The 24,732-nt window shown below is 50.6% G+C and carries 26 protein-coding genes, 1 other RNA gene and 1 pseudogene; 13 read left to right on the top strand and 15 right to left on the bottom strand.

Annotated elements, in window-relative coordinates:
- Nucleotides 1–6: 6 nt before the first annotated feature.
- Entirely contained in the window at nt 7–1,128 is a 1,122-nt protein-coding gene (gene tyrA / locus ABLU86_RS24150) for a bifunctional chorismate mutase/prephenate dehydrogenase (RefSeq protein WP_348796035.1), read from the bottom strand.
- A 9-nt stretch (nt 1,129–1,137) separates the two neighbouring features.
- Nucleotides 1,138–2,208 carry a 3-deoxy-7-phosphoheptulonate synthase AroF gene (gene aroF, locus ABLU86_RS24145; protein ID WP_015370264.1) on the bottom strand — a complete coding sequence of 357 codons (1,071 nt, stop codon included), beginning with the start codon at nt 2,206–2,208 and terminating at the stop codon, nt 1,138–1,140.
- Nucleotides 2,209–2,551: 343 nt separating this feature from the next.
- Here aroF and ABLU86_RS24140 point away from each other — a divergent pair, with 343 nt between their 5' ends.
- The 3 genes from ABLU86_RS24140 to ABLU86_RS24130 are packed head-to-tail and all read left to right on the top strand — an operon-like array spanning nt 2,552 to nt 4,769.
- Nucleotides 2,552–3,061: a YfiR family protein gene (locus tag ABLU86_RS24140; protein ID WP_026612240.1), complete on the top strand. Its 510-nt coding sequence runs from the start codon at nt 2,552–2,554 to the stop codon at nt 3,059–3,061.
- Complete coding sequence (dgcN, locus tag ABLU86_RS24135; protein ID WP_015370262.1) at nt 3,054–4,277, top strand: diguanylate cyclase DgcN; 1,224 nt, start codon at nt 3,054–3,056, stop codon at nt 4,275–4,277. The genes ABLU86_RS24140 and dgcN overlap by 8 nt, the downstream gene beginning before the upstream one ends.
- A gap of 12 nt (nt 4,278–4,289) precedes the next feature.
- Nucleotides 4,290–4,769 carry an OmpA family protein gene (locus ABLU86_RS24130; RefSeq protein WP_015370261.1) on the top strand — a complete coding sequence of 160 codons (480 nt, stop codon included), beginning with the start codon at nt 4,290–4,292 and terminating at the stop codon, nt 4,767–4,769.
- 5 nt (nt 4,770–4,774) lie between these two features.
- On the opposite strand, the gene ABLU86_RS24125 is transcribed toward ABLU86_RS24130, so the two are convergent.
- The 7 genes from ABLU86_RS24125 to ffh form a co-directional block, all read right to left on the bottom strand.
- Nucleotides 4,775–6,145: a PepSY-associated TM helix domain-containing protein gene (locus ABLU86_RS24125; protein WP_116326779.1), complete on the bottom strand. Its 1,371-nt coding sequence runs from the start codon at nt 6,143–6,145 to the stop codon at nt 4,775–4,777.
- Nucleotides 6,146–6,201: 56 nt separating this feature from the next.
- Nucleotides 6,202–6,651, bottom strand: a complete 450-nt coding sequence (locus tag ABLU86_RS24120; protein WP_032706438.1) for a DUF2946 domain-containing protein — start codon at nt 6,649–6,651, stop codon at nt 6,202–6,204.
- A 120-nt stretch (nt 6,652–6,771) separates the two neighbouring features.
- Nucleotides 6,772–7,119 (bottom strand): 50S ribosomal protein L19, encoded by a 348-nt coding sequence (gene rplS, locus ABLU86_RS24115; protein ID WP_002914145.1) that lies wholly within the window; start codon nt 7,117–7,119, stop codon nt 6,772–6,774.
- A gap of 39 nt (nt 7,120–7,158) precedes the next feature.
- Nucleotides 7,159–7,926 carry a tRNA (guanosine(37)-N1)-methyltransferase TrmD gene (gene trmD / locus ABLU86_RS24110; RefSeq protein WP_008806092.1) on the bottom strand — a complete coding sequence of 256 codons (768 nt, stop codon included), beginning with the start codon at nt 7,924–7,926 and terminating at the stop codon, nt 7,159–7,161.
- Between the two features lie 31 nt (nt 7,927–7,957).
- A complete protein-coding gene (rimM, locus tag ABLU86_RS24105; RefSeq protein WP_015703198.1) occupies nt 7,958–8,506 on the bottom strand; it encodes a ribosome maturation factor RimM in 549 nt (182 codons plus the stop codon).
- 18 nt (nt 8,507–8,524) lie between these two features.
- Nucleotides 8,525–8,773 (bottom strand): 30S ribosomal protein S16, encoded by a 249-nt coding sequence (rpsP, locus tag ABLU86_RS24100; protein WP_015370257.1) that lies wholly within the window; start codon nt 8,771–8,773, stop codon nt 8,525–8,527.
- A 238-nt stretch (nt 8,774–9,011) separates the two neighbouring features.
- Nucleotides 9,012–10,376, bottom strand: a complete 1,365-nt coding sequence (gene ffh / locus ABLU86_RS24095) for a signal recognition particle protein (protein ID WP_020078159.1) — start codon at nt 10,374–10,376, stop codon at nt 9,012–9,014.
- Nucleotides 10,377–10,542: 166 nt separating this feature from the next.
- Between ffh and ABLU86_RS24090 the strand changes: the two genes are divergently transcribed.
- Nucleotides 10,543–11,334 carry an inner membrane protein YpjD gene (locus tag ABLU86_RS24090; RefSeq protein ID WP_015703199.1) on the top strand — a complete coding sequence of 264 codons (792 nt, stop codon included), beginning with the start codon at nt 10,543–10,545 and terminating at the stop codon, nt 11,332–11,334.
- A 17-nt stretch (nt 11,335–11,351) separates the two neighbouring features.
- On the top strand, nt 11,352–12,638 hold the full coding sequence (locus ABLU86_RS24085) for an HlyC/CorC family transporter (protein ID WP_026612238.1): 1,287 nt from the start codon (nt 11,352–11,354) through the stop codon (nt 12,636–12,638).
- Nucleotides 12,639–12,741: 103 nt separating this feature from the next.
- Here ABLU86_RS24085 and grpE read toward each other — a convergent pair whose 3' ends face one another.
- A complete protein-coding gene (gene grpE / locus ABLU86_RS24080; protein WP_015370253.1) occupies nt 12,742–13,332 on the bottom strand; it encodes a nucleotide exchange factor GrpE in 591 nt (196 codons plus the stop codon).
- A 123-nt stretch (nt 13,333–13,455) separates the two neighbouring features.
- Here grpE and nadK point away from each other — a divergent pair, with 123 nt between their 5' ends.
- The 3 genes from nadK (at nt 13,456) to bamE (ending at nt 16,568) form a co-directional block, all read left to right on the top strand.
- A complete protein-coding gene (gene nadK / locus ABLU86_RS24075; protein WP_015370252.1) occupies nt 13,456–14,334 on the top strand; it encodes an NAD(+) kinase in 879 nt (292 codons plus the stop codon).
- A gap of 86 nt (nt 14,335–14,420) precedes the next feature.
- Entirely contained in the window at nt 14,421–16,082 is a 1,662-nt protein-coding gene (gene recN, locus ABLU86_RS24070) for a DNA repair protein RecN (protein ID WP_015370251.1), read from the top strand.
- A 147-nt stretch (nt 16,083–16,229) separates the two neighbouring features.
- Nucleotides 16,230–16,568, top strand: a complete 339-nt coding sequence (gene bamE, locus ABLU86_RS24065; RefSeq protein WP_015703201.1) for an outer membrane protein assembly factor BamE — start codon at nt 16,230–16,232, stop codon at nt 16,566–16,568.
- Between the two features lie 63 nt (nt 16,569–16,631).
- Here the strand turns inward: bamE and ABLU86_RS24060 are convergent, their stop codons facing one another.
- Nucleotides 16,632–16,922, bottom strand: a complete 291-nt coding sequence (locus ABLU86_RS24060; protein WP_015370249.1) for an RnfH family protein — start codon at nt 16,920–16,922, stop codon at nt 16,632–16,634.
- Complete coding sequence (locus tag ABLU86_RS24055; RefSeq protein WP_015370248.1) at nt 16,912–17,349, bottom strand: type II toxin-antitoxin system RatA family toxin; 438 nt, start codon at nt 17,347–17,349, stop codon at nt 16,912–16,914. Before ABLU86_RS24055 ends, ABLU86_RS24060 begins: the two co-directional genes overlap by 11 nt.
- A gap of 153 nt (nt 17,350–17,502) precedes the next feature.
- Between ABLU86_RS24055 and smpB the strand changes: the two genes are divergently transcribed.
- The 4 genes from smpB to ABLU86_RS24035 all read left to right on the top strand — a co-directional run bounded on the left by smpB (nt 17,503) and on the right by ABLU86_RS24035 (nt 21,141).
- Entirely contained in the window at nt 17,503–17,985 is a 483-nt protein-coding gene (gene smpB, locus ABLU86_RS24050) for an SsrA-binding protein SmpB (protein WP_020078156.1), read from the top strand.
- A 143-nt stretch (nt 17,986–18,128) separates the two neighbouring features.
- Nucleotides 18,129–18,491: a transfer-messenger RNA gene (ssrA, locus tag ABLU86_RS24045) on the top strand.
- A gap of 165 nt (nt 18,492–18,656) precedes the next feature.
- Nucleotides 18,657–19,886: an integrase domain-containing protein gene (locus ABLU86_RS24040; RefSeq protein ID WP_348796036.1), complete on the top strand. Its 1,230-nt coding sequence runs from the start codon at nt 18,657–18,659 to the stop codon at nt 19,884–19,886.
- Nucleotides 19,887–20,022: 136 nt separating this feature from the next.
- Nucleotides 20,023–21,141 (top strand): hypothetical protein, encoded by a 1,119-nt coding sequence (locus ABLU86_RS24035; protein WP_049099485.1) that lies wholly within the window; start codon nt 20,023–20,025, stop codon nt 21,139–21,141.
- 119 nt (nt 21,142–21,260) lie between these two features.
- On the opposite strand, the gene ABLU86_RS24030 is transcribed toward ABLU86_RS24035, so the two are convergent.
- Nucleotides 21,261–21,422 carry a hypothetical protein gene (locus ABLU86_RS24030; protein WP_162866857.1) on the bottom strand — a complete coding sequence of 54 codons (162 nt, stop codon included), beginning with the start codon at nt 21,420–21,422 and terminating at the stop codon, nt 21,261–21,263.
- Nucleotides 21,423–21,493: 71 nt separating this feature from the next.
- Nucleotides 21,494–22,605 (bottom strand): IS3 family transposase gene (locus ABLU86_RS24025; RefSeq protein WP_087867851.1). Its coding sequence is split into 2 segments (ribosomal slippage): nt 21,494–22,344 and nt 22,344–22,605, totalling 1,113 coding nucleotides; the frame shifts between segments, so codons are not numbered across the junction.
- Nucleotides 22,606–22,684: 79 nt separating this feature from the next.
- Between ABLU86_RS24025 and ABLU86_RS24020 the strand changes: the two are divergent.
- Nucleotides 22,685–22,951, top strand: a pseudogene (locus ABLU86_RS24020) (tyrosine-type recombinase/integrase); the annotation flags it as partial.
- Here ABLU86_RS24020 and ABLU86_RS24015 read toward each other — a convergent pair.
- Entirely contained in the window at nt 22,937–24,631 is a 1,695-nt protein-coding gene (locus tag ABLU86_RS24015) for a hypothetical protein (protein WP_063411185.1), read from the bottom strand. The pseudogene ABLU86_RS24020 and the gene ABLU86_RS24015 overlap by 15 nt on opposite strands.
- Between the last annotated feature and the right edge of the window lie 101 nt (nt 24,632–24,732).

The raw sequence follows: 24,732 nt of genomic DNA, 5'->3' as shown, positions 1-24,732 counted from the left end.
GCGGGTTTACTGTCGATTATCATTCGCCTGGCGCAGCAGCGTGCGGCTTTCGCTCTGGAAGCGCTGGGCGTAATCGCCAAACCAGTGTTCGACTTTACGGAAGCTGTCGATAAACGCCTGCTTATCGCCCTGCTCCAGCAGACCAATCGCTTCGCCGAACCGCTGGTAGTAGCGCTTAATTAACGCCAGATTATTTTCTGACGACATAATGATGTCGGCATACAGCTGCGGATCCTGGGCAAACAGACGCCCCACCATCGCCAGCTCCAGTCGATAAATCGGCGAAGAGAGCGCCAATAGTTGCTCAAGACGAACGTTCTCTTCAGCCAGATGCAGGCCATAGGCGAAAGTGGCAAAGTGACGCAACGCCTGAATAAACGCCATGTTCTGATCGTGCTCAACAGCGCTGATGCGGTGCAGCCGCGCGCCCCAGACCTGAATCTGTTCAAGGAACCACTGGTACGCTTCCGGCTGACGCCCGTCGCAGTAAACCACCACCTGTTTCGCCAGGCTGCCGCTATCCGGACCAAACATCGGGTGCAATCCCAATACCGGGCCGTTATGCGCCGCCAGCATCGCCTGCAGCGGCTCGGCTTTGATGGAAGCCAGATCGACCAGAATGCAATCCGCCGGCAGCGGCGGCAGACGCGAAATCGTCTCTGCTGTGGTATGGATCGGAACGCTGACGATAAGCATCCCGGCATCGGCGACAATCTCTGTTGCCCGCGGCCAGTCTTCTTTTTCCAGAATCCGCACCTGATAGCCTGACAGCGTCAGCATCTTCTCGAAAAGACGCCCCATCTGCCCACCGCCGCCAACAATAACCACCGGGCGCAGGTTCGGATGCAGCGTTTTGAAGCCTTTGTCGTTTTCACTTGAATACGATTCGCGCATCACCCGACGCAGGACATCCTCGATAAGATCCGGCGGCACACCGAGCGCCGCCGCCTCTTCCCGGCGGGAAGCCAGCATCGCGGCTTCGCGTTCCGGTACATAAATCGGCAGGCCATATTTACTCTTAACCTCGCCAACTTCCGCCACCAGCTCCAGGCGCTTTGCCAGCAAATCAAGCAGCGCCTTATCAACTTCATCAATTTGATCGCGCAATGCGGTCAGTTCAGCAACCATACAATCCTCTTAACCCAGACGTGCCGCCAGATGTCCGCGCAAATCGCTATCGAGCTCGCGCAGCAGTGCATCGGTAGTTTCCCAGCTGATGCAGGCATCGGTGACGGATACGCCGTACTTCATATCGCAACGGGGCTGCTCAGAAGACTGATTGCCTTCGTGGATATTGCTCTCAATCATCAGGCCAATAATGGAACGGTTGCCATCTTTGATCTGCGCGACGACGGATTCCGCAACCGCCGGCTGACGACGGTAGTCTTTATTGGAATTACCATGACTGCAATCTATCATCAGCGACGGTTTCAGTCCCGCCTGCGCCATCTCTTTTTCGCACTTCTCAACGTCTTCCGGGCCGTAGTTTGGCGCTTTACCGCCGCGCAGAATGACGTGACCATCCGGATTCCCCTGGGTCTGCAGCAGGCAAACCTGGCCGGCCTGGTTGATGCCAACGAAGCGGTGCGGCATCGCGGCGGCGCGCATGGCGTTGATCGCCGTCGCCAGGCTGCCATCGGTACCGTTTTTAAAACCAACCGGCATCGACAGACCGGATGCCATTTCACGGTGAGTCTGCGATTCAGTGGTACGCGCGCCGATGGCGGACCAGCTGAACAGATCGCCAAGGTACTGTGGGCTATTTGGATCGAGCGCTTCTGTCGCCAGCGGCAGGCCCATATTGACTAAATCAACCAGCAGGCGACGCGCTATCTTGAGACCGCCTTCCACATCAAACGAGCCATCCATGTGCGGATCGTTAATCAGCCCTTTCCAGCCAACAGTGGTACGTGGCTTTTCAAAATAGACGCGCATCACCAGGTAGAGGCTATCGCTGACCTCTGCGGCAAGGGCTTTAAATCGACGAGCATATTCGATAGCAGCTTCCGGATCGTGGATTGAGCAAGGACCACAGACCACCAACAGACGCGGATCGCGGCCGGCAATAATGTTGGAAATAGTCTGACGGGAGTGCGCGATCTGCGCTTCCTGCTCCACGGTTAACGGGAATTCGGCTTTCAGTTGATCCGGGGTAATCAGAACTTGTTCATCGGTAATATGTACGTTATTCAGCGCGTCTTTTTGCATGATGGCGATCCTGTATAGCTCGTTTGCGATAGTCGTTGCCTCAGCGGGCATGACGTAACCATACCATATAAAGTAAAGATATCAATCCATATTACGTAAACATTACTTTACAACAGCAAAATAATTGGCACCGGATTGCCAGGAAAGTGTTCATATAAATGTACACATGGCGAAGACTCTTTTTTGCCGCCGCGTTTTACTCATTCCTTTACTAAAATTCCTGGTAAGGATTATCTCAAAGCGGCCGGGGCAGCTAATGACGCTTTTTGCCAATAATGCTATTCTCCGCTCAGGCAACTGCGAACTGCGTTTCCCGTGCAATAACGATTTGACGGACCCGTTAATGAAAGAGTTTTACCGTCTATTTTTGCTTTTCTTTTTGCTCATCGCGGGAGTTCCCGCTTTTGCCGCTGAGACATCTGAGAACGTCCGCGCCATAGTTTCGGGGATTGTGACTTATACGCGCTGGCCAAATTTATCCGGCCCGCCGAAGTTATGCGTTTTTTCCACCTCCCGATATATCCGCAGTTTGGCTCAGGAAGCGCCGGAAAATTTACCTTATCAACCGGTGATAGTTCGAAATTCACAGGAAGCCCTAAAGGCCAGCTGCGACGGTTTGTATTTCGGCAGTGAAACCCCGGATCAGCAGTCTGCATTAACAAAAAAATATGGCTCCCGTCCTCTATTACTCATAGCGGAACAAAATACCGATTGCTCTTTTGGCAGCGCTTTTTGCTTGCTCATAAATGACGATAGGGTGAGGTTTTCCGTTAATCTGGATGTCCTGACGCATAGCGGTGTACGGGTCAATCCGGACGTACTGATGCTTGCCCGGAAGAAATCACATGAATAAGGATTTTTCTCAGGCCCCGCGCCCCACTTTCAAAAACGCGTTACGCCGAATCAGTATGATAAGCGTAGTGATTTCGATGACGCTGGTCTGGCTTTTGCTCAGCGCCGCCTCCGTCATTACGTTAAAACAGTACGCGCAAAAAAATCTTGAGCTCACCGCGGCAACCATGGGCCGCAGCCTCGAAGCGGCACTGGTTTTTGGCGATGCCACCGCCGCAGAAGATACGCTGGCGACGCTTGGCAGACAGGGGCAATTTTCCGAAGCCACGCTTCTGGACAGCCATCAGCGTCATTTCGCCGACTGGCGTAATGACGCCTTAGTTAAAAACGAAAAATTCAGTGGTTATATTAGTAAATGGCTGTTTCCTGAACCGACTGTCCAGCCAATCTGGCATCAGGGGAAAATAATCGGTGAGCTTCGTCTGAAGGCTCTCGATCGGTTAATCAGTCATTTTCTCGGTACTTCGCTGATCGTTTTGACCGGCAGTATTCTGCTGGCGTCCGTTATCGCCCTGATGCTTACCCATTCTCTGCATCGCGGTATTGTCGCCGCGCTGCAAAGTATTACCGAAGTGGTACATGATATCCGCGAAAACCGCCATTTCTCGCGCCGTGTACCGGAAGAACGTATTGAGGAATTCCATCTCTTTGCCCAGGACTTCAATAGCCTGCTGGGAGAAATGGAGGATTGGCAGCGTCAACTGCAGGCTAAAAATGCGCAACTGCTGCGCAGCTCGTTGCATGATCCACTAACGGGATTGGCGAATCGCGCGGCGTTTCGCAACGTCATCGGTAAGCTAATGGACGATGACGCGGCACGTCATAGTTCGGCGCTGCTGTTTCTTGACGGCGATAATTTCAAACTCATTAACGATAACTGGGGGCACGCTGCCGGCGATAAAGTCCTTATTGAGGTCGCCAGCCGCCTGATGGCATTCGTTGGCGACCAACATCAGGCATGGCGTCTGGGCGGCGATGAATTCGCCATTTTACTGCACGATGTGCATACCGAAACCGAAGTCCAGGCGCTTTGCGCAACGCTGTCCGAACAGTTTCTTCAGCCATTCAACCTCCACAATGGCCACACGGCAACGCTCTCTTTGAGTATTGGCTATGCTTTGACCTGGGAACACACCTCGGTGGAGGAGCTGCAGGAACTGGCCGATCAGAATATGTATCGGATGAAAAACCAGCGTTTTCATCACACACAAAAATAAGAAGGAATGACTATGCTCAGGCAATTTATTGCGCCCACTCTTCTGGCTGCTTTTCTCCTCACTGGGTGCCAGGCGCCAGGTAAGTTCTCGAAAGAACAGGTCGCAGCAATGAAGTCTTACGGCTTTACCGAAGCCGCCGGTGATTGGTCCTTAGGTTTGTCTGACAGCATTCTGTTTGACAAAAACGACTATCGCCTGCGTCCCGACAGCCAGCAGCAAATCCACAGTATGGCCGCACGGTTAGCTGAAACCGGTATTACCCATAGCCGTCTTGAAGGTCATACCGATAACTACGGCGAAGACAGCTACAACGAAGCGCTGTCATTAAAGCGCGCCAACAGCGTGGCGGATGCCTGGGCTGAAGGCGCGAAAATTCCGCGCAGTAATTTAACCACCCGCGGGTTAGGTAAAAAGTACCCCATCGCCAGCAACAATACCGCGGCAGGCCGTGCTGAAAACCGCCGTGTTACCGTGGTGATCAGCACGCCTTAAGCGCGTTAGTCTACCGACTTAACCAGCCTCATCGCTGAAGCCGCGCGCCAGCGCAGGTAATCAACCACGAGGCACGCCGCGAGGCTGACGCCCATCAGCGGCACCGCCAGCCCGAGCAGGAGCGCTATTAACAGCGCAAGCGCCCGGGCGGCGACACTTAGTCCCAGCCACGCTTGCACCAACGTTTGTGCAGGATTAAACGCACTCTGCGCCGGACGGCGGATCCACCACAGGCGATAGCCGACGACGATCATGACGCACAGAGCCAACCCGAATGCCACCAACAGCAACTGGTTCGCCAACCCGAACAGTATTCCCATATGAAAATCGACGCCCCAACGGGTCAGCTTTGCCATCAGCGGGAAATCGCTAAAGCGGGTACGATCCACGACTTGTAACGTCTCGCCATCGATGGCCACAGCATCGACCCGCGTCGGCCAACTACGGTCAATTTCATTCACCGTCCACGCCATCCCCGCGCTTTTTGGCGGCCGGATCTCCAGCTTGCTGGCCGTCAGCCCTGCGGCCTGCGCCACCTGTAATACGCTATCGAACCGATCCGCAGTCACTTTCATCTGTGGCTCATCCATTGCCATATGCGCCATGTGGTGCCCGGCGTGCGGATCGGGCGGCATCGCCTCCCCGCCATGAAGTTGCGTATTGACCTGCGGCGTTAGCCAGCCAAACGCGGCGCGCATCTTATCGACGTTACCGCCCGCCCACTGCGACCAGGTTAAGCCGGTGGCGGAAAACAGTAACATGCCGACCAGTAACATCCAGCCCAGCGTCACGTGCAGACGTCGGGTATTTTGCAGCCGATTGTGTATCCGCCGCTTCGGACGGGTCATCGCCCATAGCGCAATACCGCCCAACGCCGCAACCCACATCCAGGAGGCCGCCAGTTCGCTGTACAGTCTGCCACCGTCGCCCAACAGCAAGGATTTATGCGCGTAATCAATCCACTGGCGCAGCGGTAAAATACCGCTGGTACCGTAAACCGTCAGATCGCCTTTGACCCGTAGCGTCACCGGGTCAACAAAAATAGCCCGGTTTTCTGATTCCCCCAGCCGCGGGTCGGCAAACATCACCCGCGTCGTTTCGCCGGCGGTAATACCCGGGCGCACGGCCTGCAGGCGGAGGTTGTTTTGCGTAGCCTCTTTGGCGACGGCAATTTGCGCGCTAAGCGGCTGTCTTTCGCCGTTGAGCGAGCCCTGTAAGGCCTCATGGTACAGCCAGTTTTCCAGTTGCGGCGTGGCGACATACAGCGTGCCGGTCAAGGCCGCGACAAAGATAAATGGTCCAATAAACAAACCAATATAGAAATGGAGGCGCCGCAGCAGGTTTAACCATGCCGCGCGCGAGGTGCAGGTTGTCATACTCTTCCTTTTTTAAAGCAAAAGAGGTCGTTGCGCAGTACGCAGATTCATTTTTATTAAAGGGAAAAAGCAGACAGCCGCGGCGGCGCACGGGTTTCAGGATAGAGCCAGGGGAAGTAGTGCCAGTGTTTTAATACCGGGCGAGAAGCCGGCAGGCGAATGCGCCGCAGGATCATGGCAAAGAACAGCGCCAGCGCGAACAGCAGCCCCGGTACGTGCGCTAATAGCACGCAATAGCCGCAAGCTTCGGCGTGATCGACCGGCATGCTATGCGCCGGCTGCGACGCGCTGTCAGCGCCGTGCATCATTACCATCTCATGTCCGGACATCCCATCATGAGACTCGCCCATCGGCATAGCATGATGCATGCCCGGCATTGCGCTCATGGGATCTTTCTGCAGCGAAACGGAGATCAGCGGCGCCACCACGATCAGCAGGATCGCAAACAGCGCCAGCCAGGCGGCCCGCCGTTGCAATGCTGATTGTGAAAAAATAGTGCCGTTCACCGCCCCTCCGAAATCCGGGCGATATTGTAATTGATTTACATCAAAATAGTTAAAATTTAGATAAAAAAAGGGCCAGCCATCTGGCCAGCCCTTTCTATCAGGATGTCGCGAAAGCGAATCTTAGTTAAGACGCTCTTTGATACGAGCAGACTTACCGGTACGCTCACGCAGGTAGTACAGTTTAGCTTTACGTACAGCACCACGACGTTTAACAGCAATGCTGTCAACTACCGGAGAGTGAGTCTGGAAGACACGCTCAACGCCTTCGCCGTTGGAAATTTTACGAACAGTGAATGCAGAGTGCAGACCGCGGTTACGAATAGCGATAACCACGCCCTCGAATGCCTGCAGACGTTTTTTGGAACCTTCAACAACCCATACTTTCACTTCCACGGTATCACCCGGACGGAAGGAAGGTACGTCCTGCTTCATCTGTTCTTGTTCAAGTTGCTTAATAATGTTGCTCATAATTTAATCTCTTATCCTGGGTAAACTGATATTGGGGGCTCACGCCTGCCCATCATGTTTATGCTGCTGTTGCGCGTGTTCGCTTTTGAACTGCGCCAGCAACTTTGCTTGCTCTTCAGTCAGAGCCAGGTTTTCCAGAAGTTCAGGTCTTCTAAGCCAGGTGCGGCCCAGCGACTGCTTCAGACGCCAGCGACGTATCTCAGCATGGTTCCCCGACAGCAATACTGGCGGTACTTCCATCTCTTCTAACACTTCAGGACGGGTATAGTGCGGGCAATCCAGCAACCCATCAGCAAAGGAATCTTCCGTTGCTGATGCTTCATGTCCCAGTACTCCCGGAATGAACCGGGAAACGGAGTCAATCAGCGTCATTGCCGGTAACTCACCACCGCTGAGAACGTAATCGCCGATTGACCATTCTTCGTCAATTTCGGTTTGGATTACGCGCTCGTCTATCCCTTCGTAGCGACCGCACACCAGAATCAGTTTCTGATTCGTTGCCAGTTCGCTGACGCCCGCTTGATCAAGCTTGCGTCCCTGAGGTGACAGATAAATCACCTTTGCGCCTTCACCTGCCGCGGCTTTTGCTGCATGAATGGCATCCCGTAAGGGTTGAACCATCATTAGCATCCCCGGTCCGCCGCCGTAAGGACGATCGTCCACGGTACGGTGCCGGTCATGAGCGAAGTCGCGAGGACTCCAGCTTTCGATGCTCAGCAGGCCATTTTTTACTGCCCGGCCAGTTACCCCGTAATCGGTAATTGCGCGGAACATTTCAGGAAACAGGCTAATTATGCCAATCCACATAGCGCCGTCTTTTACCGTTTATCCGGAGAATTTAAAAACCAGGATCCCAATCTACTTCGATAGTACGAGTAGCGAGATCGACTTTCTTGATAACCTGCCCATCGAGGAACGGAACCAACCGCTCCTTGATGCCAAATGCATCTTTCAGGTTTGCCTTGATGACGAGAACGTCATTCGACCCGGTTTCCATCATATCAATGACTTTACCCAGGCTATAGCCTTCGGTGGTAACTACCTGGCAACCCATCAGGTCTTTCCAGTAATAGTCGCCCTCTTCCAGCGCCGGCAGCTGCGATGAATCAACGATAATTTCGCAATTAGTCAGGAGATTCGCCGCATCACGATCGTCAATGCCTTTCAGCTTGATGATGATGTCCTGATTGTGGTGGCGCCAGCTTTCCAGCTCAACAACCTGCCACTGACCCGCCTTCTGGATTAACCAGGGCTGATAGTCAAAAATGCTTTCAGCGTCTTCGGTGGAGGAAAACACTCTGAGCCAACCACGGATACCGTAGGAAGAACCCATTTTCCCCAATACAATCGGATCAACAGGTGCTTGTGCGGTGTGTTGCTTGCTCATCATGACCACCGTGACAGATTAAGCTGCTTTGTTAGCGGCTTTGATCAGCGCGGCAACGCGATCGGAAACAGTAGCGCCCTGGCCAACCCAGTGAGCGATACGATCCAGATCCAGGCGGGTGCCTTCTTCTTTCTCGGTAGCGATCGGGTTGAAGAAGCCAACGCGCTCGATGAAGCGACCGTTGCGTGCATTACGGCTGTCGGTGACAACAACCTGGTAGAACGGACGCTTTTTAGCGCCGTGACGTGCTAAACGAATAGTTACCATAACATCCTCTTGTGTGAATAAAACAACCGGGCCCCATCGAGGAACGGAGCCCGGTGTCATATTAAAAGCCCGAAAATTTTACTGATTTCTGTGCAAAAATCAATTCAAAACTACATACGCTAAATAATTCGAGTTGCAGGAAGGCGGCAAGTGAGTAAATCCCCGGGAGCGTACACAAGTACGTGACCGGGGTGAACGAACGCAGCCAACGCATCTGCGGCTTGAATTATGACGCGTATTAGCGGCCTGGGAATCCTGGCGGCATCATCCCTTTCATCCCGCGCATCATCTTCATCATGCCGCCTTTCGACTTCATCTTCTTCATCATGCGCTGCATGTCGTCGAACTGCTTCAGCAAGCGGTTCACGTCCTGCACCTGCATCCCGCAACCGGCGGCGATACGGCGTTTACGCGAACCTTTGATGATTTCCGGCTTGGCGCGCTCTTTCATCGTCATCGAGTTGATGATCGCTTCCATACGCACCAGCACTTTGTCGTCCATCTGCGCTTTCACGTTATCGGGAATTTGCCCCATGCCCGGCAGTTTGCCCATCAGGCTGGCCATGCCGCCCATGTTTTTCATCTGGCGCAGTTGCTCAAGGAAGTCGGTCAGATCGAAACCGTCGCCTTTCTTCAGCTTGGATGCCAGCTTCTCGGCCTGCGCGCGGTCAACTTTGCTCTCGATATCTTCGATAAGCGACAGCACGTCGCCCATGCCAAGAATACGGGAAGCGATACGGTCCGGGTGGAACGGCTCCAGCGCTTCGGTTTTCTCGCCGACGCCGAGGAATTTAATCGGCTTGCCGGTGATATGACGAATCGACAGCGCCGCGCCGCCGCGGGCGTCGCCGTCTACTTTGGTCAGCACCACGCCGGTCAAAGGCAGCGCTTCGTTAAAGGCCTTCGCGGTATTCGCCGCATCCTGACCGGTCATCGCATCGACGACAAACAGCGTCTCAACCGGATTAATCGCGGCGTGGACCTGTTTGATTTCGTCCATCATCGCTTCATCGACGTGCAGACGGCCGGCGGTATCCACCAGCAGCACGTCGTAGAATTTAAGCTTCGCTTCTTTCAGCGCCGCGTTGACGATATCAACCGGCTTCTGGCCAACGTCGGACGGGAAGAAATCCACGCCGACCTGCTCTGCCAGCGTTTCCAGCTGTTTAATCGCCGCCGGGCGGTATACGTCCGCGGAAACGACCAGCACTTTTTTCTTGTGCTTCTCGCGCAGGAATTTACCCAGCTTACCGACGCTGGTCGTTTTACCCGCACCCTGCAGGCCCGCCATCAGGACGACGGCCGGCGGCTGCGCGGCTAAATCCAGCGTCTGGTTTTCTTCGCCCATCGCCGCAACCAGCTCGTTGCGAACAATCTTGACGAACTCCTGACCTGGCGTCAGGCTTTTATTGACTTCATGGCCTACCGCGCTCTCTTTGACGCGGCTGATGAAATCACGCACCACCGGAAGCGCGACGTCGGCCTCCAGCAGCGCCATGCGCACTTCGCGCAGGGTGTCTTTAATGTTGTCTTCGGTAAGGCGTCCGCGGCCGCTAATGTTGCGCAGCGTACGCGACAAACGATCGGTTAAATTATCAAACATTGTCTCTCGCCTGAGGTGGAAACGGTCGGTCGCCGCAGCGACACAAAAATACGAATTTGGCGCAGTATAACACGACATAAACCTGAATGTGCTGCAACGGTTGGAGCAGACGTCGCGTGACGCTATACTGCTTCTCTTTCTTATTTAGTCAACAGTCGACGCTCCTATGCCTGTGTTTGCTCTACTTGCCCTTGTCGCCTACTCCATCAGCCTTGCGCTGATCATCCCTGGCCTGCTGCAAAAAAACAGCAGTTGGCGGCGGATGGCGATTCTCTCCGCGACGATAGCGCTGATTTGCCACGCCTTCGCGCTGGAGTCACGTATTTTCCCCGGCGGCGAAGGTGGGCAAAATCTCAGCTTACTTAACGTCGGCTCGCTGGTCAGCCTGATGATCTGTACGGTGATGACCATCGTCGCCTCGCGTAATCGCGGCTGGTTATTACTACCGATCGTATACGCCTTCGCGCTGATCAACCTCGCCTTCGCCACCTTCGTGCCTAACGAGTACATCACCCACCTCGAAACCACCCCGGGGATGTTGGTGCATATCGGCCTGTCGCTCTTTGCCTACGCCACGCTTATCATCGCCGCGCTGTACGCGCTGCAGCTGGCGTGGATTGACTATCAGCTTAAAAATAAAAAGCTGGCTTTCAGCAGCGAAATGCCGCCGCTGATGAGTATTGAGCGTAAAATGTTTCATATCACCCAGGTTGGCGTCGTGCTGCTGACCCTGACGCTGTGCACCGGGTTGTTCTATATGCACAACCTGTTTAATACCGAAAATATTGATAAGGCAGTGCTGTCTATCGTGGCCTGGTTTGTCTATATCGTACTGCTGTGGGGGCACTACCACGAAGGCTGGCGCGGTCGCCGGGTGGTCTGGTTTAACGTCGCCGGAGCCGGGCTGCTGACCCTGGCTTATTTTGGCAGCCGCGTCCTGCAGCAGTTTGTTAGTTAAAGACTAAGGAGTCTCTCCTGGAACACATTTCTACCACCACGCTGATCGTCACGCTGATCATCATGGTGATTATCTCCGCCTATTTCTCCGGTTCCGAAACCGGCATGATGACGCTGAACCGCTATCGGCTGCGCCATATGGCGAAACAAGGCAACCGCCCGGCTAAGCGGGTGGAAAAGCTGCTGCGTAAGCCGGATCGCCTCATTAGCCTGGTGCTCATCGGCAACAACCTCGTCAATATCCTGGCCTCGGCGCTCGGAACCATCGTCGGCATGCGTCTGTACGGCGACGCCGGCGTGGCTATCGCCACCGGCGTGCTCACCTTTGTCGTGCTGGTGTTTGCCGAAGTCTTACCTAAAACCATTGCCGCCCTGTACCCGGAAAAGGTCGCCTACCCCAGCAGTTTCCTGTTGGCGCCGCTACAGGTACTGATGATGCCGCTGGTGTGGCTGTTGAACACCATTACCCGCGTACTGATGCGCATGATGGGCATTAAGACCGATCACGTCATTAGCGGCGCATTGAGTAAAGATGAACTGCGAACGATTGTGAATGAATCCCGTTCACAAATCTCACGGCGGAATCAGGACATGCTGCTGTCGGTCCTGGATCTGGAAAAGGTCAGCGTTAATGACATCATGGTGCCACGCAATGAGATCGTCGGTATCGATATCAACGATGACTGGAAATCTATCGTCCGCCAGCTAACCCACTCGCCGCATGGCCGTATCGTGCTGTATCGTGATTCGCTGGACGATGCCATCAGCATGCTGCGCGTCCGTGAAGCCTATCGGCTGATGACGGAAAAGAAAGAGTTCACAAAAGAGATCATGTTACGAGCGGCAGATGAGATTTACTTTGTGCCGGAAGGTACGCCGCTCAGCACGCAATTGGTGAAATTCCAGCGTAATAAAAAGAAAGTCGGCCTGGTGGTTGATGAATATGGTGATATTCAGGGGCTGGTCACCGTTGAGGATATTCTTGAAGAGATTGTGGGAGACTTCACCACCTCGATGTCGCCGACCCTTGCCGAAGAAGTGACGCCGCTTAATGACGGCTCGGTGATTATTGACGGCGGCGCCAACGTGCGGGAAATCAACAAAGCGTTTAACTGGCACCTGCCGGAAGACGACGCTCGCACCGTTAACGGCATCATTCTGGAAGCGCTGGAGGAGATCCCGGTTCCTGGAACCCGCGTACGTATCGAACAGTATGATATCGATATTCTCGACGTACAGGACAATATGATTAAGCAGGTGAAGGTGATGCCGGTGAAATCATTACGCGAAAGTGTGGCGGAATAGCGCAGCCAGCAAAGAACAACGGCGAACTTCGGTTCGCCGTTTTTTTATTTAAAGCCAATAAAAACGGCCACCCGCAGGCAGCCGTTACTGGCGAACTAGCGAATTACTTCGCTTTCGCGACGGTTACCATTGCGGCGCGAATAGTACGACCGTTCAGGGTATATCCCTTCTGCATAACACCCAGTACGTTACCGGCAGCCACATCGTCAGACTCGACCATGGCGATAGCCTGATGCACGTTAGGATCCAGCGGTACGTTGGTATCGGCTACCACTTCCACGCCAAACTTACGCACGACGTCCAGCATCGATTTCAGAGTCAGTTCGATCCCTTCAACCATCGGCGCCATATCCGGGTTAGCTTTATCAGCCACTTCCAGCGCGCGATCCAGGCTATCGATAACCGGCAGCAGTTCGTTGACGAACTTCTCCAGGGCGAATTTATGCGCTTTCTCGATATCCTGTTCGGTGCGACGACGCAGGTTGTCTTCTTCCGCTTTTGCGCGCAGCATCACATCACGTTCACGCTTTTGCGCTTCGGCCAGCTGTGCTTCCAGATTCGCAATTTTTTCATCGCGCGGATCCACCTGCTCAGCAGAAACCTCAGGCTCTACCGCCTCTACGTTGTCGTGCTGCTCCGTGATAATTTCTTCCGGGGCTTGCCCCTCAGGCGTTTTCTGTTCTTTACTACTCATGAATTTCTCCGCGTTTTTTTCGCATTCATCTCGCTAACTTCGCTTATTATGGGGATCAGTTTCCGGGATTCAAGGGAAGCAGACAGATTGTCATCATTCATTTAACCCAAGGACATCCAGATCATGAAGAACCATTTCAAGTGTATCGGCATTGTGGGACACCCTCGTCACCCAACCGCCCTGACCACACATGAAATGCTCTGGCGCTGGCTATGCGGCAAAGGCTATGAGGTGCTGGTCGAGCAGCAAATCGCCCATGAACTCCAGCTTAGCAATGTTAAAACCGGCACGCTGGCGGAAATCGGCCAGCAGGCGGATCTGGCGGTGGTGGTCGGCGGTGACGGCAATATGCTCGGCGCGGCGCGTACCCTGGCGCGCTATGACATCAACGTCATCGGCATTAACCGCGGCAATCTTGGTTTTCTTACCGACCTTGACCCGGATAACGCGCTCCAGCAGTTGGCCGACGTACTTGAAGGCCACTATATCGCCGAAAAACGTTTTCTGCTGGAAGCCCAGGTGTGCCAGCATGACTGCCAGAAGCGCATCAGCACGGCTATCAATGAAGTAGTGCTGCATCCGGGTAAAGTCGCGCACATGATTGAGTTCGAGGTCTATATCGATGAAGTGTTCGCCTTCTCCCAGCGCTCCGACGGCCTGATTATCTCCACACCTACCGGTTCGACGGCCTATTCGCTCTCGGCCGGCGGCCCTATTCTCACGCCTTCTCTGGACGCCATCACCCTGGTACCGATGTTCCCGCATACGCTATCAGCGCGGCCGCTGGTGATTAATGGCGATAGCACTATTCGCCTGCGCTTCTCGCAGCGCTGTAACGATCTGGAAATCAGCTGCGACAGCCAGATTGCGCTACCCATCCAGGACGGCGAAGATGTGCTCATCCGCCGCTGTGATTATCATCTCAATCTGATTCACCCGAAAGACTACAGCTATTTCAATACATTAAGTACTAAGTTGGGCTGGTCGAAAAAATTGTTCTGATTTTACAAGCTGCCTCTTTACTGGATAAAAAACCAGTTTATACTGTACGAAAACACAGTAATGGTTTTTCATACAGGAAGGCAGCTATGTTGGCGCAACTCACCATCAGCAATTTCGCTATCGTTCGTGAACTGGAAATTGATTTTCACAGCGGCATGACCGCCATCACCGGGGAAACCGGCGCCGGGAAATCCATTGCCATCGACGCGCTGGGGCTGTGCCTCGGCGGCCGAGCCGAAGCTGACATGGTGCGCCGCGGCGCCAGCCGTGCCGACCTGTGCGCGCGCTTCGCGCTGAAAGATACCCCTGCCGCCCAGCGCTGGCTGGAAGAGAACCAACTGGAGAGCGGGCGTGAGTGTTTACTTCGCCGCGTGATCAGCGCTGACGGACGCTCCCGCGGTTTCATCAACGGCACCGCCGTGCCTCTTTCTCAGCTTCGCGAGCTAGGCCAGTTGCTTATCCAGATCCACGGACAGCATGCCCATCAGTTACTCACCAAAGCCGAACATCAGAAAACGCTGCTTGATGGTTATACCGGTGAGTATGCGCTTACTCAACGCATGGCGGAGCGCTACCGCCAGTGGCACCAGAGCTGCCGGGAGCTGGCGCAGCATCAGCAGCAGAGCCAGGAGCGCGCCGCCCGCGCAGACCTGCTGCAATACCAGCTCAAAGAACTGAACGAATTTAATCCTCTGCCGGGCGAGTTCGAACAGATTGACGAAGAGTACAAACGTTTGGCCAACAGCGGCCAACTGCTCAGTACCTGTCAGCATGCGTTAACGGTACTGGCCGACGGCGAAGAGGCCAATTTGCAAAGTCAGCTTTATACCGCTAAACAGCTGGTTAGCGAGCTGGTCGGTATGGATAGCAAACTCTCCGGCGTGCTCGATATGCTGGAAGAAGCCTCTATTCAGCTCAGCGAGGCGACCGATGAACTGCGCCACTACAATGACCGTCTCGATCTCGACCCTAACCGTCTGTTCGAACTGGAGCAGCGCATTTCCCGGCAGATTGCGCTGGCGCGTAAGCATCAGATTGCGCCGGAAGAGCTGCCGGCGTTCTATCAGGCCATGCTGGATGAGCAGCGTCTGCTGGACGACAGCGCCGGTTCGCTGGAGTCGCTGAGCCAGTTGGTCGTTGAGCATCACCGCCTGGCGCTGGAAACGGCGCAAGAACTGCACGCCCTGCGTCAGCGCAGCGCCGACGAACTCACCCAGTTGATTACTGAAAGTATGCACTCACTTTCTATGCCTCACGGCGTGTTTGCCATTGATGTCGCCTTTGATGAACGCCATCTGACCGCCGAAGGCGCCGACCATATTGAGTTCCGCGTTACCACCAACCCGGGGCAACCGCTACAGCCGATTGCTAAAGTGGCCTCCGGCGGCGAGCTGTCGCGTATCGCACTGGCTATTCAGGTTATTACCGCTCGTAAAATGGAGACCCCGGCGCTGATTTTCGATGAGGTCGATGTCGGCATCAGCGGCCCGACGGCGGCGGTGGTCGGCAAACTGCTCCGCCAGTTGGGAGAGTCCACGCAGGTCATGTGCGTGACTCACCTGCCGCAGGTTGCTGGCTGTGGTCACCATCATTTCTTCGTCTGCAAAGAGACCGATGGCGAGATGACCGAGACCCACATGCATGCGCTGGACAAACGCGCCAGACTGCAGGAACTGGCCCGTCTGCTGGGCGGTAGCGAGGTGACCCGCAACACCCTGGCGAACGCGAAAGAGTTGCTTGCGGCGTAAACTTTTTGATTTTCACAGAGTCATAGTGAACAGCAAATTGCCAATAGACCTGCAGTCGAAGGTTCCCAACCGGGCAAAGGTCTATTATTATCGGCATATTACAGATGAGCCACGTATTGCTCGGGCCCAAAAAGGAATCAAATCACTATGCGCTGTAAAACGCTGACTGCTGCCGCAGCGGTTCTCCTTATGTTGACCGCAGGCTGTTCCACTCTGGAACGAGTGGTTTACCGTCCTGATATCAACCAGGGTAACTATCTGGCACCTAATGATGTCGCAAAAATCCGTGTCGGCATGACGCAACAGCAGGTTGCTTATGCGCTGGGTACGCCGATGATGTCAGATCCATTTGGTAGCAACACCTGGTTCTATGTTTTCCGCCAGCAGCCGGGCCATGAGAAAGTGACCCAGCAGACACTGACGCTGACCTTCGACAGCAGCGGTGTGTTAACCAACATTGATAACAAACCGGCGCTAACCAAGTAATCTCAGGCCAGTTGAAATGCAAAAAGCGCTCAATGAGCGCTTTTTTTAATTGTGCCTTCCCGCTTATTTCTCAGCGTGCTTTTCAGCCCGCTGCCGGCGCAGCTCTTTCGGGTCAGCAATCAGCGGGCGATAAATCTCTACGCGGTCGCCATCATGGACTTCGTCATGCAGCTTGACCGGACGGCTGTAGATGCCGACTTTATTTTTCGCCAGATCGATATCTTCGCGCAGCGCCAGAATACCGCTGGAGATAATCGCCTGCTCGACCGTTGCCCCAGCCTGCAGCTTCACGCGTTGCAGGTACTGTTTTTCCGGCAACGCATAGGCGACTTCAACCACAATATTAGCCGACACGATACACCTCTTTGGCGCGGGTGGTGAACGCCTGCACCATATTGGCAGCCAGCTCTTTAAAGATGCGACCAAAAGCCATTTCAATCAGCTTGTTGGTGAACTCAAAATCGAGATGAAACTCAATTTTGCACGCATCCGGGCTGAGCGGAATAAACTTCCAGCCGCCAATCAGCTTTTTGAACGGCCCATCGACCAGGCTCATCAGGATACTCTGGTTATCGGTCAGCGTATTACGCGTCGTGAAAGTCTTGCTGATGCCGGCCTTGGACACATCAACCGCCGCCGTCATTTGCGTCGGCCCGGCCTCCAGCACTCGGCTACCGGTGCAGCCAGGCAGGAAATCGGGATAGGACTTCACATCATTTACGAGTTGATACATCTGTTCCACGCTGAAAGGCACCAGCGCAGTACGGCTAATCTGAGGCATAGCAGGTTCCACATTTAAACACAGGGCAAATAATATCATTTATCTGCTGCTAAAAAAAACGCTGTACCATAACTCGTGCTAAGATAGCCCATTACGCCTCGCAGGAAGGATTGAGGTAACAATGTTTAGAACTAGCGATGACTTCAGGACATTATGACTAAGAAAAAAGCCCACAAACCTGGATCAGCCACCATTGCGCTGAATAAACGCGCCCGTCACGAATACTTTATCGAAGATGAATACGAGGCAGGCCTCGCGCTGCAGGGTTGGGAAGTGAAATCTCTGCGTGCCGGCAAAGCCAACATCGGCGATAGCTATGTCATTCTGAAAGATGGCGAAGCCTATCTATTCGGCGCCAACTTTACGCCAATGGCGGTCGCCTCCACGCATTACGTTTGCGATCCGACCCGTACCCGCAAGCTGCTGCTCAATCAGCGCGAGCTCGATGCGCTATATGGCCGCATCAACCGCGAAGGTTATACCGTCGTCGCCCTGTCGTTGTACTGGAAGAACGCCTGGTGCAAAGTGAAAATCGGCGTGGCGAAAGGTAAGAAACAGCACGATAAGCGCACCGACGTGAAAGATCGTGAATGGGCGGTCGATAAGGCGCGCATCATGAAGAACGCCGGGCGGTAATTCTCCCTCTCTGCGGGCCAGTTCCCCCTGGCCCCACGCTATATTGCTGTTGTCGCTGCTTTTTCACTCGATATGCCGCCAGAATCCTCGCTTCAGGGGCTGGTAACCACCTTCACAAATCTGTTATACTTCAAGTACACATTGGGGCTGATTCTGGATTCGACGGGATTCGCGAAACCCAAGGTGCATGCCGAGGGGCGGTTGGCCTCGTAAAAAGCCGCAAAAAAATAGTCGCAAACGACGAAAACTACGCTTTAGCAGCTTAATAACCTGCTTAGAGCCCTCTCTCCCTAGCCTCCGCTCTTAGGACGGGGATCAAGAGAGGTCAAACCCAAAAGAGATCGCGCGGATGCCCTGCCTGGGGTTGAAGTGCTAAAACTAATCAGGCTAGTTCGTTAGTGGCGTGTCTGTCCGCAGCTGGCGTGCGAATGTAAAGACAAACTAAGCATGTAGTACCGAGGATGTAGGAATTTCGGACGCGGGTTCAACTCCCGCCAGCTCCACCACTTTTTAGTTGTTTGAAGTATACTGAAGTCTACTAAGCCCGCATGGAACCAGCCTTGCGGGCTTTTTTACGTCTACAGAAGTCTACTGAGATTTGCTAGAAGCTACACGTTATGGCACCCTTTTTAGGACCCAACGCAAAGGGTCCCAAAATCGAGGGTCCTAAAATGGCAAAGATCGCTAAGAAACTCACTGACACTGAAATCAAAAATACCAAGCCCGCAGAAAAGGAAATCAACCTTTTTGACGGTGATGGCCTGATGCTACGAATCGCTCCCCTATCAAAGGGTGGTAAGAAAAATTGGTATTTCAGGTATGCAGTGCCAGTAAGTAAGAAGCGAACAAAGATGAGCTTAGGAACCTACCCTCATCTCACACTTGCCAAAGCTCGGGCTTTACGTGATGAATACTTGTCATTGCTTACAAGTGGTATCGATCCGCAGATTCACAACAACGATAAAGCCAATGCCCTTAAGAATGCCACTGAGCACACGCTACAGGCGGTTGCTAGGAAATGGTTAGATGAGAAGGTCAAGACTTCTGGTATCTCTACAGACCATGCAGAAGATATCTGGCGGAGCCTTGAACGAAATATCTTCCCCGGCTTAGGCAACGTTCCGATCAAAGAGATCCGTCCCAAGCTCTTAAAACAACACCTTGACCCCACAGAACAACGAGGCGTATTGGAAACCCTGCGCCGCATCATTTCACGTCTAAATGAAATTTTCCGTTGGGCTGCGACAGAAGAACTTATTGAGTTTAATCCTGCTGATAACCTCGGTCAGCGTTTCAGTAAACCCAAGAAGCAAAACATGCCAGCTTTACCACCGAATGAACTCCCCCGGTTCATGCTCGCCATATCTAACGCTTCCATACGGCTCGAAACACGTCTTCTAATTGAGTGGCAGCTCCTTACGTGGGTTCGTCCGGGAGAAGCAGTCCGTGCTCGTTGGAGTGATATAGACGAAGATAATCGGTTCTGGAATATCCCCGGTGAGTTTATGAAGATGAAGCGCCCTCACAAGATTCCGCTAAGTAAAGAGGCAATGCGCATCCTTGAGTTAATCAGACCAATCAGTGGTCATAGAGAGTGGGTTTTCCCAAGTATCAAAGCCCCGCTTAACCACCTGCATGAGCAAACAGCTAATGCTGCAATCATCCGTATGGGATTCGGTGGGGAGCTGGTCGCCCACGGAATGCGTTCTATAGCAAGAACGGCTGCTGAAGAAAGTGGTAGATTTAGAACAGAAGTGCTTGAATCAGCCTTAGCTCATACTAAGAACAACGAAATCATAGCTGCCTACAATCGTTCAGAGTATCTTGCTGAAAGAACAGAACTGATGCAGTGGTGGGGAGATTACGTTCAGGCCAAGAAACTCAATGCTATTGCTGCATAACGTATGAATCATTACTTTTTTACATTATACGATATGGCAGTGATAAGTTGACTACATATTTATGTTGCTGCACAATATTATTTAGATTCTCATTTTATTAACCATACAGGACATTGAACAAACCACAAAGGTAAGCATGAAAGATAATTGGCCATTCTGCGGAAGAACTGTATTTTTATCAGGCGGTCCTATTGCTACAATTGAACCATTAAGTGATGAAGTTTTAATTTGGCCAAAAACTAAAGATGGAAAAATAACACAAATAAAAATAGATCAATACGGTAAACTCTTTTATGCAGTTAATAAAATCAACTTAAACATTATCGGCGTTGAGTTTACTTCTAATGAAAGTGAATATATAGGTGAGTCCCCAAGAGAGTTTCGAGGCTATGTTAACCAAAAGAATATTTGGTCTAATTGGGATGCCATACAGACATGGGGTGGAATAGCTCTGTCATCATTTCATAACAAAAATGGAATTAGCTATGATCTTTCAAATAGAATCCGATTTCAACTGAACACAATTAACAACCGGTTAAAAAACTTAGCTGTTTCTTATCAACAACAATTAAATGCATTAGTTTTAAAAGAAAGTTTCAAAAGCGGGCAACGATTTCAGGACGGATATACCGATTTAGTTTATCAAGAATTCCATTCATTTTTATTTGATTCTGGAATCCTTCGAGATAATCTTTGCGAGTATGTATACAACTTCTCAAATGGAGGAATCAGTAAGCAACAAGGAAAAGAAATTACAACTGCAGGAGGCCTGCTAAGATTTTTAAACTCAAAGAAAGATCATTCGGAAATAGAGACTTATCTGAAAAAGGAAATGAGCATTGGTGGATGGCTGTTTGAGTTGGGAAATTATAGAGATCTAGTAATGCACTCTGCACCAATAAATATTGCAAGCCATAATTTATATGCAATTCATGAGCCTATCGCTATGCCTGAAGGTAAAGAACTTCCTGCAGTTCGTTTCCCGTTGCCCGCTAATCCCGAAAAGCTTTATAGTGAACGATGTAAGAAAAGTGATTTTAATAAGTATATAGAAAACTTTAAAGAAATATCGCGAATTTCTCTTCAAGATCGTGGTAAATATGATTGCTTAGAATATGCACATAAAGCTTTTGGTTTGCTCACAAATTTATCATTAGAAGTAGCAAAGCAATCACCATTTAAACCAATGCGGCACAGGTTTATTCGCACAGAACAAGGACTTGTATCTATTCCTGAATATGAAGAAAAAACTTGATACTATAGCTAAAACCTTTGGGCGATTTGATCATCGTCCAAAATGAACTCAGTCTAATATTATGCTAAAACCACATACTTATCATTAATCACCTATAGTTCATAATATATTAATCATTTTCATCGCAGTTTAAAGGCTTTAGATTTTAAAATCCTGCCACCTTCAATTTGTGTTAATTGCCCCTTGGGTTGTTTTCCTTTTGAATCGTGCTTTATCTTGTATTTAAATATATTCTCATAATCAACCATATATGATGGTTTTTTCTTTATTTCTTCTTTCATGGTCTTCTCTTTATTTTTAGACTTAATAACTGGTTTTATTATTCCCAGCCTATATTGTAAGCACACCTGTTTTAGTTCCACGCACTTTTTGAGAGTTCCGTTTTTTCAGCCATCAGCCGGTACTCTTCCGGCGTCAGGTTGTTCAGGGATTCATGAGGCCGCTCGTTGTTATATTCCATCAGCCAGCGCTCTGTAATTTCCCGTACTTCATTCAGTGTTCTGAACAGGTAAAAATCCAGGATTTCTGTCCGGTATGTCCGGTTGAACCGTTCGATAAAAGCATTTTGTGTAGGCTTCCCCGGCTTGATAAATTCGAGCATCACGCCGTGTTCTTCGGCCCATTGTGCCAGCGCCAGCGAGACCAGTTCTGGCCCGTTGTCCATCCGCATTTTCAGCGGGTAGCCGCGGTTTGCCACGATCCTGTCCAGCACCCGGATGACTCGCTGAGCCGGGATATTCAGGTCGATTTCTATCGCCAGTGCTTCACGGTTAAAATCATCCACCACATTGAAGGTCCGGAATCGTCTGCCGCAGACCAGGGCGTCGTGCATAAAATCGATGGACCAGCTCTGGTTTAACGCTTGCGGCGTCGCCAGTGGCGCTGGATTACGCACTGGCAGTCGCTGTTTTCCCTTACGACGAAAATTCAGTTTCAGCAGACAGTAAATCCGGTGAACGCGTTTGTGGTTCCAGATATTGCCCTGCCTACGCAGCAGCTGGAACAGCTTCTTAAAACCGTAGCGCGGATAGTGTTCTGCCAGTTCAGTCAGCGCATGGATCACCGGTTCATCACGCCGGGTATCGGGCTGATAAAAATAGACCGTCCTGCTCAGCGATAACGTCCTGCAGGCCTGGCGTAAACTCATGGCAAATTGTGCCGTCAGATAGCTGACGAGTTCACGCTTTATCGCTGGTTTTAAAGCTTTTTTTCGATAACGTCTTTAAGTGCCCGGTTCTCAAGGCTCAGGTCGGCAAACATCTGTTTCAAACGTCGATTCTCATCCTCAAGGTCTTTGATTTTTTTAATATCGGCCGCTTCCATCCCACCATATTTCGCTTTCCAGTTGTAATAGCTGGCTTCAGAAATTGCGGCCTCACGGCACACATCCTTGACGGTACGTCCGGCTTCAACGGACTTCAGAACGGCGATGATCTGGTGTTCAGTGAATCGGGCTTTACGCATGGCGATCTCCTCAGGGGACATACTCAGTATGTCGGAAGATCTCTAAAAGTGAATGGGCCGTTTTGCCGGGATACTTACAAATAGCCAGACAGCTAACGCGGCTCTTAAGCGTATTGGTTATAGTGGGAAACTAGTTGCCCATGGTCTGCGCTCTATAGCGAGCACAGCGATGAATGAAGTAGGATTCAACTCAGATATTATTGAAGCAGCATTATCACATATTGACAAAGATGAAGTAAGACGAGCATATAACCGCTCCACATATTTGCAACAACGAATAGAACTGATGGAATGGTGGGGTTTGCAAGTAAGGAGTGAGGGTAATCTCCCTCTACTCCCGATATAATCTAAAACATTCGGCCACTTCAACCAATTGTGAATTTTCTAAACGCCCTTTAACATAGGAAAAAACTTTCACATTATGTGATATTTCTGAAAGGGCTAGCTTTACCTTGAATTTATAATTTTCATACATCCCACTCTTGAAATATGAGTTTGCAGCTAAAATGAGTAAAAAAGCTTCTGTCATCGCTGGTAGATTGATTACATTTTTTTGAAATTTTTTACTATTATAAATTTCATAACAGATAGAGAAGTCTTTCAAATCATTTTTATTTATTGTTATATTTGCCTGATTATTGAAAGAATTATATAAATAGGCACAAGATGCATACCAGTACATATCTACTTTTATAAAACTATCTCTTTTACTTGCGAAAGCGATCCAATCAGTATCATTTTTTGAATGTATTAAATTATACAAATAATAAAAACTAATAAGACCACTTTTGTATTGCTTTTGTGAGCCATCAAAGATGTTTTCGATTTTTTTCATAATTCTCGACAAATCAACCACTTGATTTTTATTAAGCATCTCGAGATATTCAACAAACCATTTTGAAACAGAGCTTGCCGTAAAGGAGTCTGGATTCCACATCCAATATTCCGGAGACATTTCACCGATTAAGATGCTCGAGGTTTCCATAACCCAATTAACCTTTTCTTCACCTTGACTTTGGTTATTTTTACAATAATGTAAAATAAGATACCTGAGTAATCTGAGCAACCCTGAATAGGTGAAATAGGGCTCTCCAAAACGAATCAGGCAATCAGCTACTGGATTGTGGGTTTGAGAAATCATTACATCAAGAGGTTTTAGTTCATGAACGAATGAAGACCTCATTTTATACAAATTATCCAAGGCTTTCTCAAGAAAACTTCTGCGTATTGGAAATCTATTTGACTCGTAAAAAAACTCGTCATTTAGATTATTGATAATAAAAGATTTAAATCGCTTAAGAAGCTTAAATTGCTTTCCATCAATTAAAGCACTTTTTATTTCATCTGAAACAGATGGAGATAAATCTAAGAATATCTCATCCAACTTACTCCTAATTGTTTGATCGTAGTCTTGCCATGTAGATTCATATCCGTCACCTCTTTGTGACAATGACTCAAGTGCATATACAAGCATTGAGTATGTTAAATCAAAATTGGTGGACAATGATTCTTTCGTATCGCTAATAATTTTTAATGCGGAAATAACGGATTTATAACTTGCGCGATCTATACCCACAACATCATTGACAAAACGGCTAAAACCCATTGCGGTTTCATGTGATATACGTCTATCAATCTCAACGAGATAAGGAGCAATCTCAAGTGCTATTTTTGTGCGATTTTTCCTAAAATTTAATTGAGCACATATTTGCTTTACTGTTTCTTTTTCTGGCCTTGCCACACAATCAAAGTAAAATTCCCATAGCTGTATAAATTGTTCCATATAATCTTGATCACCTGCCCTTATTACCACTCCTGCCTCAATTTTATCTGGCTTTTCAGTTAATAGGACATAGTCAACCAGATAGCAATTGATACCGCCACCATCTATTTTCTTAACTTTAAACTCTGGCAAATCACTTTCAAGAAGATAATTAATATCTACGTTAGAGTAAAAAACAAAAGTACCTTCATGTTTTTCTATTTTATTCTCTTCAAAAAAACACCCACTTGAAATCTGAAACATTTCCCCTCCATTTTTAAATTAAAAACCCACCTGAAATATTTAACATCAAATTTATAGCTATAATACTAAGTCCTTTCTTTGGTCAAGAAGGCCTTCCTCGA

The organism is Klebsiella sp. JN_Kp121 (assembly GCF_040062145.1).
Taxonomy (GTDB): domain Bacteria; phylum Pseudomonadota; class Gammaproteobacteria; order Enterobacterales; family Enterobacteriaceae; genus Klebsiella; species Klebsiella aerogenes.
The sequence above is the reverse complement of the archived record's forward strand: the minus strand, read 5'-3'. Positions and strand labels throughout refer to the sequence as shown.